The sequence below is a fragment of the Candidatus Methylomicrobium oryzae genome (assembly GCF_016745425.1).
Taxonomy (GTDB): Bacteria; Pseudomonadota; Gammaproteobacteria; order Methylococcales; family Methylomonadaceae; genus Methylomicrobium; species Methylomicrobium oryzae.
Genome location: NZ_JAERVK010000016.1, coordinates 66,036 through 79,012 on the forward strand (window position 1 = coordinate 66,036; position 12,977 = coordinate 79,012).

At 56.6% G+C, this 12,977-nt stretch carries 10 protein-coding genes; all 10 read right to left on the reverse strand.

The genetic code is table 11. The features are described 5' to 3' along the window. Positions 1-24: 24 nt before the first annotated feature. Positions 25-1,719: a transglycosylase SLT domain-containing protein gene (locus JJL52_RS16955; protein ID WP_202053679.1), complete on the reverse strand. Its 1,695-nt coding sequence runs from the start codon at positions 1,717-1,719 to the stop codon at positions 25-27. 184 nt (positions 1,720-1,903) lie between these two features. Further along, positions 1,904-3,259, reverse strand: coding sequence for a TIGR02270 family protein (locus JJL52_RS16960; RefSeq protein WP_202053680.1), 1,356 nt, complete (start codon positions 3,257-3,259; stop codon positions 1,904-1,906). A gap of 200 nt (positions 3,260-3,459) precedes the next feature. Further along, positions 3,460-4,995 carry a type VI secretion system contractile sheath domain-containing protein gene (locus tag JJL52_RS16965; protein ID WP_202053681.1) on the reverse strand — a complete coding sequence of 512 codons (1,536 nt, stop codon included), beginning with the start codon at positions 4,993-4,995 and terminating at the stop codon, positions 3,460-3,462. Between the two features lie 104 nt (positions 4,996-5,099). Then, entirely contained in the window at positions 5,100-5,729 is a 630-nt protein-coding gene (locus tag JJL52_RS16970; RefSeq protein ID WP_202053682.1) for a DUF922 domain-containing protein, read from the reverse strand. 220 nt (positions 5,730-5,949) lie between these two features. After that, positions 5,950-6,897, reverse strand: coding sequence for a beta propeller repeat protein (locus JJL52_RS16975; protein WP_202053683.1), 948 nt, complete (start codon positions 6,895-6,897; stop codon positions 5,950-5,952). Positions 6,898-6,933: 36 nt separating this feature from the next. Beyond that, entirely contained in the window at positions 6,934-8,004 is a 1,071-nt protein-coding gene (locus JJL52_RS16980) for a PAAR-like domain-containing protein (protein WP_202053684.1), read from the reverse strand. Positions 8,005-8,012: 8 nt separating this feature from the next. Then, positions 8,013-9,038 carry a hypothetical protein gene (locus JJL52_RS16985; protein ID WP_202053685.1) on the reverse strand — a complete coding sequence of 342 codons (1,026 nt, stop codon included), beginning with the start codon at positions 9,036-9,038 and terminating at the stop codon, positions 8,013-8,015. Further along, the gene (locus JJL52_RS16990; protein WP_202053686.1) at positions 9,038-10,141 is read right to left on the reverse strand and encodes a DUF2169 family type VI secretion system accessory protein; all 1,104 of its coding nucleotides are present in this window, start codon (positions 10,139-10,141) and stop codon (positions 9,038-9,040) included. The genes JJL52_RS16985 and JJL52_RS16990 overlap by 1 nt, the downstream gene beginning before the upstream one ends. A gap of 30 nt (positions 10,142-10,171) precedes the next feature. Continuing rightward, positions 10,172-10,642: a DUF6484 domain-containing protein gene (locus tag JJL52_RS16995; protein ID WP_336885085.1), complete on the reverse strand. Its 471-nt coding sequence runs from the start codon at positions 10,640-10,642 to the stop codon at positions 10,172-10,174. A 51-nt stretch (positions 10,643-10,693) separates the two neighbouring features. Beyond that, the gene (locus JJL52_RS17000; RefSeq protein ID WP_202053687.1) at positions 10,694-12,925 is read right to left on the reverse strand and encodes a type VI secretion system Vgr family protein; all 2,232 of its coding nucleotides are present in this window, start codon (positions 12,923-12,925) and stop codon (positions 10,694-10,696) included. Between the last annotated feature and the right edge of the window lie 52 nt (positions 12,926-12,977).

Sequence of the window (12,977 nt, forward strand, 5' to 3'; positions counted from 1 at the left end):
ACCCTGAACAGGCCCCGCCCGTTTCTAACCCGGCTTTGGCGCTTCCTTCAATAGCAAAGGCGGAGCAAACTTGAAACCGAAATATTTCGGGTCCTCCCCGATCACCGCGGCCGAAAAGATATAGAAGACATAGTCGTAGGTTTCTTTCGGAATCTGGTATTGGCGGATGAATTTCCAGAAATTCCGGTCGCGCGGATTGTCGGGCATCTTCCTGATCATGTCCCTGACCCGGTTTTGCCCGTAATTGTAACTGGCGATCACCAACAGGCCGGACGCCTGCGCCTCGGTGCCATAGATCAGCTTTAAATATTTGGCTCCGGCCCGGGTCGCGCGGTCGAAATCGAAGCGCTGATCCTGCTCGTCGTATTCACGGGTCGCGGCCAGCGGGCCGGATTTCAGCCCGAAATCCTCGCCGGTCGACGCCAGCAGCTGCCACGCGCCTTTCGCGATCCCGAAGCGGGTTTCCGGGCCGACCGCCATCCTGTCGTAGCCGCTTTCCTGCAACGGCAGGTAAATGAAATGCAGCGGCAAGCCTTCCTTTTCCAGGGCCGCCAGGACCATCGGAGCATAACCGTTGCCCTCCAGGGTTGCCATCGCCTGTCCAATGCGCGGCGTGGATTGCCAGTACTTGATATAACGCCTGACTTCTTCGACGAAATCCTCGGGCAGTTCCAGTTCGCTTTCGCCGAACTCCCTGGCAACCCTAATGATCAGTTCCTCTTCGTAACGCGCCGGGCTTGGAAAACGGATACGCAGGGATTCCGCTTCTTTTACGTACTCCTGGTACTTGGCCTTCATCCGTTGCAGCCGTTTGCGCTCCTCCGCCAGTCGCAGGCTCTCCGCGGCGATTTTTGCCTGTTCGGCCTTGATGCGTTCCTGCTCGACCTTCAGCTTTTCCTGGGCAACCGTCTTGACCGTCTGTGCGAGCACTTCCGCGCTGGATTCGATCGTGATCTCGGCACGCGACAAGCTGACTTCGAGCGTTTTGATATCGTAAAACAAACCGATCGCGAGCGTACGGGCATTGGACAGAGCAATCCGCTGATACACCGCCATGCCGCCGGCAACCAGAAACAGCACGGCCAGCACCGTGATCCATTTATTGTATTTTTTGCTTCGGATTACCCGGTCTTCGCGGATCAGCGTTCGCACCATCCGGGTATATTCGCCGGCATCCTCGGCTTCCTCCTTCGCCATCAGGCGGTCCCTGACCTTTTCTTTGGACAGGAAGGGCCTGGCAGCTTCTGTCGCCGCCTGCGTAACCGGGGCCGCGGCCTCGGGCCGCGCGCCAGACGCCGGCGCGGCATCGGAGTTAGGCACGTTGACCGGCGCCGGCCGGCCGGCCGCCTGAATGTTCAGAAAAATGCCGGAATGACCCAATTCGACCAGGACCGGCAGCTTCAGCCGGAATTTTAGCTCGACCCGCCAGTTATGAACGAAGACGCCGTTCGCGCTGTTCAGGTCGAACAGCCACCAGTCGCCCTGCTCCTTTTTCACCTCGAGATGATGCCGGCTGATCTCTCCGCTTTCCAATACCACCGCGTTATCCTGCGCGCGGCCGGCCGTAAACCCCTGGCTAAAAAAATAGTCCTTCAGGGTTTTTCCGGAACCGTCCTGCACACGCACATGCAGCTCCGGCTTGAATACGACCGTGCGGTCCGTACCCGGCTCACCCCGGGAAGCACCCGGAATCCGGACAACGGTTTTATCGTCCTGCATGCCGGCCTCCGTCCGTGAAGTTTTGAATCAAAGCCTTGCCCTCGTGCATAGGGTTGCTCCGGCAACAATCGATGCCATGTCGGATTGAATCGGCGCCGGATCGGTGGGCTCTTACCCTGCCGTTACCGTCATGCGGACCCTGCGGGCCTGGCAGCTGCTTGGGAAAACAGAAATCCGGCATTCTCTAGGACAGCCGCCGCTGCTGCAGTTTGCCGACGGCACGTGTGTCGAACAGCGGCGTTGCAGGCTGCATCAGCGCCAGCTCCAGTGCGGCCGCCCGGCGCTGGCGCTGTTTTCCGGCTTTCAAGATGTTCTCGCAATGGGGTTGACTGACCGGTTTGCCCGACAAATAGCGGGCATTGGGCTGGAATTGGTGCTGATGCTGCTGCCACCAGGCGGCGATCAGCGCGGGATCGGGAACCGGCAAATCTTCATCGGGATCCAGCGAAACATTCCCGTCTTCCGGATCTTCGGTGGGGCCAGCCGCCATTTCAGGCCGCATTTCACCCTCGAGGTCTTCATAGGCGATATCGGCGCCGCTGATGAAACTGAACACTTCCCCGGCAATTTTGGCCAATTTCGGCGTTTCCATCTGCTTGATCAGCCAAGGAACATAAAGCGGATCGCCCGAAATGCCGACACCGATGATCGCCTCCCGAAGCCGCGCCTCATCGGCAACCAGGACTTTCAGCATCTCTTTGACCGAAGCCGGATCCAGCACGCGGCAGACCACCTGCAAGGCCTGTACCGTCCACTCGCTGCCTGAAACGATGCCGCCGCGCAACGCATCCAGGGCTTTGCCTCGGTCGCCGAGGCGCACGGCCGCCCAAGCCGGCCAGAAACCGATGCCGCGTTCGTTATCGTAAACCTGGTCGAGAAGCGCCGGTTTAAGGTCGGTCCGCCCCAATTCGGCGGCCGCTTTCGCGGCGCGGTCCCTCAATTGAGGATCCGGATCGGCCAGACTCTGATCGAGAAATTTGCCGGGGTCGGTTCGGTGAAGCGCGCAGGCCGCAATGCCGACCCGCCGCCATAACGGACTGTCGGAAACCAGTAAACCGTTGACCTTGCCGCGCAGATGCCGCGGCTCCACCCAGCCCAACGCGGAAATGAAGCCTCTTGCGGTTTCGGGCGCTTCTTCGACCGTACTATAAAGCCGATTGAGCCGCTCCACGCGGTCTCCTTCCAGCGCCAACACTCCGGCCGCAAAGATTTCTCCCGGCTCCAACGCGGCAAGATTGTTCCGCACCGCCTCCCAGCCGTCATCGCCGGCTATCCGAAGGCCATCGATATGCGCTTCGACACGGTCGTCCAACTTGGCAAGATCCGTCAACCTGTAGTGCGGCGCCGAGACCGCCCGGTCCCGGAGCAGCCACAGGAAGGCCGCTTCCTCGGCATGCTGATCGATAATGTGCGGAATTACCGGATTAGGCTTAATGGTCACATCCAAACTCAATCTTCTTTGAAATTTTTCGGTATCGAACGGCAGCCTGCCGCTAAGGATTTGGGCGGAAATAACTTCCCGGTTTTCATCTGTTCGCATTGCGTGGCTTGTTAGCGCGTATGCGTTCAGTCCCCCGCTTTGAAAAAGCGGATTGTTCACTCCCCTCTTTGAAAAAGAGGGGGCGGGGGAGATTTATCAAATAAATCCCCCTCGATCCCCCTTTTTCAAAGGGGGAAGCGAACGTTTATTTCAGCCTATCCGTAGCCTACCGACTTCGGGAAATTATTCGGAGCCAAATCCTAAATGCTCCAAAATCCGCGCAAACCGGCAGCCGGATAAGCCAACGACTGAAATCGGGCTAAGCGCACACTGTTGCGGGTCCGATGGCTCAGAAAGGGCATGATACCCAAAGCGAGAATTTTTTCCATCGCTTTATCGCTCAGGCCGACCTCCGCGCAGGGCAACAGCCTTGAACCGCCTTCCTGCTTCAGCACATAGGCCGGCAAATCGTCGATCTGCAGATGATCGCCCGGCTGCATCGCATCGCCCCGCTCGGTATAGGACAATCCCAGCAGCAAAGCGCAAAAAAACGCCGGATTGCCCCATAAAAAGGCTTCATGCCCGGCAACGGATGCGGCTTCCTCGAATGCAAAACAATCGACCGGCTCGGTTTCCGGACCGTACGGCAAGCGCAATAGAATCCGCGGCAGCGCCAGGCCGATCCAGGAAGCCGCCGGGCTTTGCCTTAGCGCATGCCAGCGCTGTTTCGCCTCCGAAGGCAATTCCTGCCAATCATGAGGATCCGAAGACTCGGCCAAAGACCGGCACCCCAACAGTCCTTCGTCGGCCGCCGCGATGAACGGGCCTCCGGCATGGGACGCCAGGACGCCGCATGCCGCCAGCAGGGCCGCATCTTCCGCACTGGAGCCGAACCGGTAATTTCCGATCAGCAGCGACCAGGATTCGCCGCCGAAGGCGCCCTCTCGCTCATCCATCAACCGGCGAAGCAAAGAGGAAGCGGCCAGCGTGCCGCCACCCGCATTCAGTTCGGCAGACAGCTCCGCTTTCGTCATATCCAGAAGATGCAGCGATAATTCTTCTCCGGTTTCGAGGTTGTCGACCAGCATTTTCAATGCGCGCCAGGTCGCTTCCAAGGTCTGAAAATCCGGGCGGTGCAGCAGTTTGCGCATATTCGCGCTCAACGCCTCGTCCACGGCCTTCAAATAAATGTTCTGGAACGGCGGCGCGCCGGGAACGATGGAGGGTGCGACGATGGACTCGATAAAACTTGCGGCGGCTTCTTCCGTACGCCGCTCGGCGGATTGCCCCGAACCGGCCGGACGATCGCCGAGCAGGCGCTCCAGCAGCGTTGCGTTGTCTTCCGGTATCGCCTTGCCTCCCCCGGGATAGGCGGGCAATTCGGCCTCGATACGGAGATGGGCGCGCAATTGTTCGGCCGCTTCGGCAAATGTAGCGGGATTGTTCAAGCGCGCGCGAATACCGCACAGTTCCCGGAACAATTCCAGTTTCCGACACAGCGCATCCGGATGAAAATCTTCCATTTTCCGGAACGTTAAATCGACCGGCGGCGCGCCGTCCTGATCCGGCCGGAGATGAAGCTGCGGGGCAATCTCCGACATGACCCGATCGAAATTGTCGATATCGACCTGGACGACCGGATGCTTTTCCCCAGCCTGCGAACGGTTCTCCGAAAGCCCTCTTCCGCTGAAATCTCCGAGGATCAGGATGCGCATGGCCCCTTCCTCCAATCTTCTCGGATCGGAAACCGGCTTCGGCTCCGCCCAATTAAACGAAAAATCGAATCGTTCCGTCATCCTCTACCCCGTCAGTTTTACAAAGGATGCGCCATCCTACGCCGATCTAACCGGCAACAATAAATTTTTTCACGCCTCGCCGGCAGGCACACTCAAACTTGAAGCTAAGGCGGCGCCGTCAACTTGGTGCCGTTTTTGATGCAATCCTGAATCTGCTTTTCCCAGGCTTGCTGGCGGGAGGCATTGAGGCCATGGTTGGTTTCCAGGCTGGAATCGTATTTATCGGACATGTCGTCGGCAAGCTTGTCGTATTCCTGCATCAGGCGGTTGACTTCACTGCCGAGATCATTCACCGAGTTTTCCCTCAGGCTCTGCAACACGGTCATCAAATCGCGGTAAAAAAGCCCGGCGATATCGTAGTGGCCTTGCTCGTGCGCCAGCAAAGCGTCGCTTTTTTGGCTGCCGACGACCCATGACTCGGATTTCTTGACGGTCATTTTAAAAGTCACCTTGCCCAGCTTGAACCGGCCGTTTTCGCGTTCGACGGACACATTTTTTTCCGCGCCCAATTCGACCGAAATTTGCGCATCCTCGGACTCGCCGTCCGGCCGGCTGCCGACCTCCTTGAATTCACTCCAGGCGATTTTCCGAGGCCACCCGGATAAGGAAGGACCGCCGGTCGAAGTCGAAAGCCCTTCCGGCTGCGCGGAGCGGAATCCGCCGTAAGGGGTACTGCCAGGCGGGCTGTCCGGGATGGGGCTGTTGCTTAGCGCAGGAGATTGGTCATCAGGCATAAATTCCTCTTCAATAGACGGTCGACAGGGCGAATCAACCCGGTAACCTCAATAGTTCGGCATTAGGTTCCAAACATAGTCCGAAGGGTGATCCGCCAATCCAGATCGTGTCTCCGTTATCCTGGAGGAACCCGTAAACGGTTCCGACTTACGGGTTCGTTTCAATTCAAAACTGCTTGGCTACAGATTCAAGCTGGCAACCATTCACTTTATTATTAAGTCAAGGAGTTGCCGGATTCCAGGTTTTCGCATCGCTTGTCCAGGCGGCGTGGCGCGGCCCGAAAGACCAAAGAATTCCGTCGCTGGCATAGAGATGGCGATAAGTCCAGTCTTCACCTAACCCCGTATCGAGACGTTCTATTGATTTGTCCGGATTGATTCTGAAGATCGCACTCTCGGATGCCGTATAAATATCGCCCGCGAAAAATTCCAAGCCCCAAAGATTCTCAGTGGTCAATTCATGCTCTATGACCTGCCAATTCTCGCCCTGCCCGTACAAGATTGTTCCTAGCTGTCCACTGACATAAAAGTAGCCCGTTTGAAGCGCTTTAATGCGGTGCAGTACAACGTTTGTTGGGCTCACAGCCTGCGTCCATCCAAGGGATTCATCGCGTAACCAAATTTCTCCCGCAAAACCGACTGCAACCATGTGATTTTCATCAAGGCCATCAATCGAATTAAAACCCACCACGACTTCCTCGCTTGGAATCAATGCCATTCCGGCGTCTATCGACACCCAGTTGCCGGACGAGCGCCGTGCATAAACCCGCCGCGCCATCCCGCAGACAAAGGGGGTTCCCCCAATGACTCGCATATCCCGGAGAGGCCCGCTTCCTTTAGGTCCGGTTAAACTCGGATCGACATGTTCAACTGCAACGGTGCCATCAGGCTGTCTGACAGCCACCTGCCCCATGGTTCCCATCAGGAGCAGTTCCCCGTTATCCAGGCCGCAAATTTTTGTCGCGAGCCACTCGACATTGAAATGAGTGGTCCATTCTCCGGTTGCCTTGTTCCACTCGAAAACGTAGCTATCCGGCTCCCCCAGATCGGCAAGCGCATCGAATTGAACAATCAGATAGGCCCGATTTTCCGATTCGACGTAGCCGGAACGAAAACTCAAGGTTTTCGGGAGGGTTTCAAGATCGAACGGTAATTCTGAATCAGCCATTTTTATTTACATTTGAAAAGATGGAGCGATTAACGTCTAACTGCGAAGGAACTTGGTAATCTGCGCCTTTTGTGCGGGCGTTAAGGTACCGGATGAACGATCTTCTGCACCGGAATCAGTACGCACCGGCGAGTTTTCATGAATGCCGCATTCATTCTTATGGTAAGCATCGAGCTGTGCTTGAGTGCACTCTTCACTGCATTGCGGAAACGCAATTTTATGGGCTTTGACGCCCGCATCACGCGCGTGTTTGTATCGCCATTTGGAGACGTTGGGACGGCCTTTCCCATCCGGATCAACCCAAGAACATATTTCCGTACCGGTTTGTTCATAATGCCCTTCGATTCGCCCCTGAATGGCATGCAGTAAACCATGTGTCCCATCGGCGCGGGATTCGGACGCGCAAACGCAAGGCGCCTTGTTCTGGTTATAATTTTCCAGGCCTTCCAGAGGACTTCCTCGTAACCCGGTAGGCGAAAAACAATGCACTTCGATAAGGTGATGGCCGGTCGTTTCCGGCTCGCAGCAACTTTTTTTATCAGCGCTCTTCGGGATCAGCAAACATTTCTGAGCGTCCCGGCAGGCATCACCGCATTTAGTCCTGGACTTACCCTTGCACGCCGTTTCCGCATTATCGATTTCCTTCTCGCAGGACTTTCTTACTGAAGTCGCCATTTCATCGACGTGCATCCAGGGAGGCGTCTGCGGAGGTTCGGAAGCATGGTTATGAGTGGACAAATCCATATGCCGATCGACATTTTCTCCCTCGAACTTGACATCCATCGACCAACTGGTGAAATAAACCTTTCCCCGGTTTACGCTGGTGATAACGCCTTTTTTGGCCGCACATCCCGCTTCGTCGCCATAGCTGGTCTTGTAATAGGATTTATTCTTCAGCATCACTTCCTTATCGGTGATCTTGACCGTTTTCGAGCCGTTTGTCGTATCCTGGTCCATTCCGGTATTCGGGTAGGGAATGGGAACGCCCGGCGGCGTAGCCGGATTTTCCGGCGGCGTAAAGCAGACATCCGGAAAGGCGCAAACGGTTTTACCGCTGCCTGACTTACAAGATATTTCCCGCCCATTGGCAAAAACGTCATTCGCCATATCCCCCCCTAGGGATGCCACCTGAAGATCATGGCGGACCGCTTGCCGTCGTCGTTCCCCATGTGAGCCAGTATACTGTTGCCTTTGCCGAAGCCCTTTTCGCAGGCCGTTTTCAACAGGCCGATCATAATCAGACTGACCGCGCTTCCGGTTCTGCCTACACAATCGACCGGATGCCAGATATCGAACTCCTCCTTGCGCTTTCTGAGCAACCGGCTTAAAGCCAGACTGGCCTCCTTAAAATAATATTGCTCCCCCGAGAGGTCCGCAATTCTGAAATCCAGGTCGCTCAACTCGCAGCCGGCGTCGGCAAGCGATTCTTGAATGGCATTCTTTAACCCTTCCGCTCTTAATGGGGCTTCGGAATAAACATGCGCCTGTTCCATCCCGAATCCCAAGCCTAAACAGACTAATTGAGGCTCCGATTTACCGTACACGGGCTCCACCACAATCGCTGCCGCCGCTTCGCCGGGAATAAACCCATTGGAGTTCTGACTGGTCAACAACCGTTCATGTTCTTCATAATGCGCCAGCGTCGCCCCTGCCAGCAAGCTGTCTGTTGCCGCTATCAGCACATGCCGGACATGCAACTCCTGAATCATTTGCCGCGCATGTTTCAAGGCAACCCCGGCGGCCACTTGGTCCCTGGCAATAATCCGGGATTTTTCATGGAACTCCAAACCAAGCTCTTCCTGTAACGCGCAAAAAAAACGGTTGTCGTCGTCGATCACACGGCCTTGGCGTTCGTGCTCCGATAGACAAAGCAGCAGCGGCGTCTCTTTCGGAACGATCCGCGTATTGCCGGCCAGACACTCGTTGATGGCGGCCGCGGCCATCTTGATCAGCTTGGTCTTGCCGCGCCAGGGCTGTTCCAGCGGCGCTTCGCAGCCCATGAGCCATTCGCCGCCGCGGTCCACGAATCGGGTCGCCTGAAAATTGTCGATCGCGCAACGGATCGCGGCACAGGTGGCCGGCGCGTTCAGGCCGACGCCGGTAACCATGCCTGTGCCTGTAATCGCCAATGGAAACCCCATCATTCCTCCGTTTCGGATTTATTGGCCTCGGCCAGCTGTGCCAGGGTAGGATAAAAAGTCTTGCCCAGTTCGCGCGCGCGCCACCAGCCGCGCGACATCTTGCCGGCCAGGATTTGCGGAATCTCGAAGATGTTTTTCTTCAGCGGGATACTTGCGCGCCAAGTCATCGTGAAAATACCTTTGTCCGGCTCGATCACGATCGTGTCGATCACGGCCTGCGTTTCGTGGCGTTCGCCTTTTTTGCGGAAAAAAACGACGGGAACTTCCACCGTCGGCAGCCTGAAGGCAAGGCGTCCTTCCTGCGACAGGTTGACCAGCACGACGTCTTCGCCGCCTTGCGGATAGGGCATTTGCTGGTCGAGCGGCGCCGCCTGGTAATAGGCTTCGTCGAAGTCGGCGGGCAAAAAAGGAAATGTGTTGTCGATCCAGTCCTGGTCATAGGTGCCCGCATATTGCAGGCGCGGCGTCCAGCCGCGCCCGAGCGGGCCGAACGCCATCGGCGGGTAATCGCCGTCCGGACGCTGTATAGGCCGATTGATTTCTTCGGTATTCGGAAGCGGAGTACCGTCGACCAGATTGCTGTCCAGTTGCCGATGGAAGCCTTTGCCGACCGGATTGCGCATGTAGGCGCTGTGCTTGTTTTTATCGGGGTGGAAATTATCCAGGCCGCCGAAAGCGTTGTCGTAGCCGATCGGCATCACGGTAAATGCTTCCGGCGCCGTCGATTCGATCAGGATGCCGGCGTTCCAGTAACGGTTGCCGACGACCTTGAAGGTTTTGGCCAGCTGCCCGACTTTCATCCCGACTTGCACCACCTTTGCGGGCCGCCCTTCAGGCGCATAGGCGCTGCCGTTCAGCAACACGTCGCAGCGGTGCTTGACCGGGGCATAATCGACTTCATCGGCAGGCGCGGAAAACCCCGGCTCGCCGGTAAAGGTGTCGGCCATGATCAGAGGAACCGGCTGTTCGGCCAGCCGGGCTTCTTCTCCGCTTTTCGGGATGATGAAGGTGCCTTTGACCGCGACGACGAGCAATTCCCGACCGTCCGGTTTCATGCCCATCGTGTAGCCGGCCTGCATGCCGGTGGCATTCAGAAGTTCCATAACGAAAGCGCTCCCTCGGCTAACCGAACGTCAGTTGATTTGCACCGAACCGCCCTTGATCCGGTTGACGCCGGACGAACGGCTCAAAAGGTAGGCGCCGCGCAGCAGGATTTTACCGGCTTTAGTCAGGGTAATGCTGGCTTTGCCGCATTTCAGCGTAATCGATTCTTTTGCCGATAGCGTGATGTGCTCGCCGTCGAGCTCTGCAATCGCCGTCTCCTCAATCGGCATTGAAACGGTTTGGACGGGGTGGTGGATTTTGCCGATGATCAAGGGCCGAAGCGGATCGCCGCCCTCGAACAACAGCGCCACTTCCTTGCCCGCATCATCGCTTTGAAGGCTTGCGGTGCTGCGCGCCGGAACGGCGGCTTCCGAGGGATTGCCCGGAAAAGCGACCAGCGGTTCGCCAGCCTCGTTGATGCTCAATAAAAGGCCAATTACAACGCCGTCAATTTTCTGCCGGACAGTATCCGATGCTTCTTGAAGTTGGTCTGTAGCCACGCCGCTCTCCGCTATTTACCTAATACGCCTGGTTTATTCAGCCGAATGCCATCAGTTCTGCAAGATCTTCTGGCCTTTCATTACGATATTCTTGGAGGCCTTGGCATCGATCTTTCCGGATCCTTCCACCGTAATGTCTTTTCCTTTAATCACGATCGTCCCGTCCTTCTTCATCGTAATGCTGGCGCTGCCCGTCTTGATCGTCACCGAATCGCCGGCATCGATCACCAGATTCTTGCCGACTTTAAGTGAATCATTGCCCTTGATGCTCGTACCGCGGTTGCCGTCAACCGATACCGAAACATTGCCGGAGACCGACTCGCTCTGATTCCCGCCTACCGCAATCGATTGATTGGAGCCGACATTGGTGTCCTGATTCGCCCCGACATTGATCGATTGATTAGCGCCGATATCCACTGTTTGATAGGCGCCAATCGCGACCGCCTGAAAGGCGCCGATCCCGATTTCCTGCGCCGCGCCGATGCCGATCGTTTCGTTGATGCCGACCATATGCGTCCTTTGCATGGCGACGGTGACGGACTCGCTGCCTCCTACCGACCGGGTACGGTTGGCACCCACCGTAATGCTTTCGTTCACAACGACCGTTTCGGTGCGATTATTGCCGATCGTAATGGTTTCGTCGACATCGACCGTTTCCGTGCGGTTATTGCCGATATGGATCGTTTCGTCATGGCCGACGTCCTCGGTGCGGTCGTGCCCGACCATCGTTGTCTCATCATTCTCGACGACATTGTCCTGGTTTTTTTCCGCATGGATATACAGCTGCTCCTCGCCTTTTTTGTCTTCCATGCGGATTTCATTGAAATTCGCGCCGCTGCCGCCTTGAGAACTGCGGCTCTTGATGCCGCTCTGGGTCTTGTTGGCGGGCAAGGCATAGGGAGGAACCTGCTCGCCGTTGTAGACCCGGCCGGTCACGATCGGCCGATCCGGATCGCCCTCCAGAAACTCCACAATCACTTCCTGTCCGATACGCGGGATGTGGATCCCGCCCCAGTTTTTGCCGGCCCATAATTGCGAAACCCGCACCCAGCAGGACGAATTCTCGTCTTTTTTACTGTGGCGGTCCCAATGGAACTTCAGCTTAACCCGTCCGTGCTCATCGGTATAAATCTCTTCCCCTCCGGGGCCGGTTACTACAGCCGTTTGCGGTCCCTGGACGATCGGCTTGGGGGTGATCCGCGCGGAACGGAACGGCGTTTTGCTGACAATAACGGTAAAGTTATTGGTATAGTCGGCAGGGTTGCCTCCCTTCGATCCCGAGTGGTAATCGTCGATGCTGATCGAGTGTCGAACCGACGTGACCAGATATTCCCGGTTCTGGTCGTCGCGCGGATAGCCCTCCAGGCAAAACAGGCCGCCCGCACACAACCCCCTCACGCTGCTGCGCCCGCTGACTTCTTCGTACTGGGCATGCAGTTCCTGAATCCGGGCGCGCACATAATGGCTGCCGTCGCCGTTTTCGACATATTCGCCGGGATAATCATAAATTTCCTGATCCGCATATTCATGGCCCGGCACAATGCTGCAATCCACTTCCAGCTTGGCGCTCGGACGCACGAAATCATAATCGTTCAAGGCATAGACGCCCGGCAGCAATTGCTTCTTGAGGTGCCAGTCGTTGATCGTCTGGCCTTCGCTTGCCGAATAATTATGCGGCTCGCGGTGGTATTCGATGGTCTTGAAGCCCTCGATGGTTTCATGGGCGCTGCCGTCGTCGGCCAGCACGAGGGTATGTCTGCCGTCCTGGTGGATGAAGTAATAGTAAATCCCCTCCTGTTCCATCAGACGGCTGACGAAATTGAAGTCGGTTTCGCGATATTGAACGCAGTATTCCCACTTCCGGTAGGTTCCGGTCAATTTGTCTTCGAATTGGGAATGCGGGCAATCCTGAAAAACCTGTTTGATGATTTCAGGAACGGTCTGGTTCTGAAAAATGCGGCAATCGGCAGTGCGGGTCAAAAACCACAGCCAGGGATAGACCGTGACATGGTAATGCATGAAGTAACCCTGGTCCGGCGCCTGTGAAATCGCCCCGACATAGCCGTTAAAAAAGCGTTTTTGATCGCCGGTGACATCCACGCGGACCGTCGCCTTCTGGCCCAGCAAGTCCTCGAATTTGATATTGTCCGCGCTCAGCACGTCCAGCTGCATGGTGAACAGGCGCCCCATTTCCTCGTCGATGCCCACGCTCTGCAGCAATAAGACATCCTCACCGAGAGGCGTCATGATCGCTATTTGACTGTTCTTCTGCGTAGCTGCCATGGTATTTAACCGTTTGCTGGTCCGGCGTCGTGCCGGGTATCTTAATTTAACC

Excerpts from the sequence above, each read along its gene's own strand:
- JJL52_RS16955 (WP_202053679.1), bottom strand. The coding sequence starts at position 1,719 with ATGCAGGACGATAAAACCGTTGTCCGGATTCCGGGTGCTTCCCGGGGT.
- JJL52_RS16960 (WP_202053680.1), bottom strand. The coding sequence starts at position 3,259 with ATGCGAACAGATGAAAACCGGGAAGTTATTTCCGCCCAAATCCTTAGC.
- JJL52_RS16965 (WP_202053681.1), bottom strand. The coding sequence starts at position 4,995 with ATGACGGAACGATTCGATTTTTCGTTTAATTGGGCGGAGCCGAAGCCG.
- JJL52_RS16970 (WP_202053682.1), bottom strand. The coding sequence starts at position 5,729 with ATGCCTGATGACCAATCTCCTGCGCTAAGCAACAGCCCCATCCCGGAC.
- JJL52_RS16975 (WP_202053683.1), bottom strand. The coding sequence starts at position 6,897 with ATGGCTGATTCAGAATTACCGTTCGATCTTGAAACCCTCCCGAAAACC.
- JJL52_RS16980 (WP_202053684.1), bottom strand. The coding sequence starts at position 8,004 with ATGGCGAATGACGTTTTTGCCAATGGGCGGGAAATATCTTGTAAGTCA.
- JJL52_RS16985 (WP_202053685.1), bottom strand. The coding sequence starts at position 9,038 with ATGGGGTTTCCATTGGCGATTACAGGCACAGGCATGGTTACCGGCGTC.
- JJL52_RS16990 (WP_202053686.1), bottom strand. The coding sequence starts at position 10,141 with ATGGAACTTCTGAATGCCACCGGCATGCAGGCCGGCTACACGATGGGC.
- JJL52_RS17000 (WP_202053687.1), bottom strand. The coding sequence starts at position 12,925 with ATGGCAGCTACGCAGAAGAACAGTCAAATAGCGATCATGACGCCTCTC.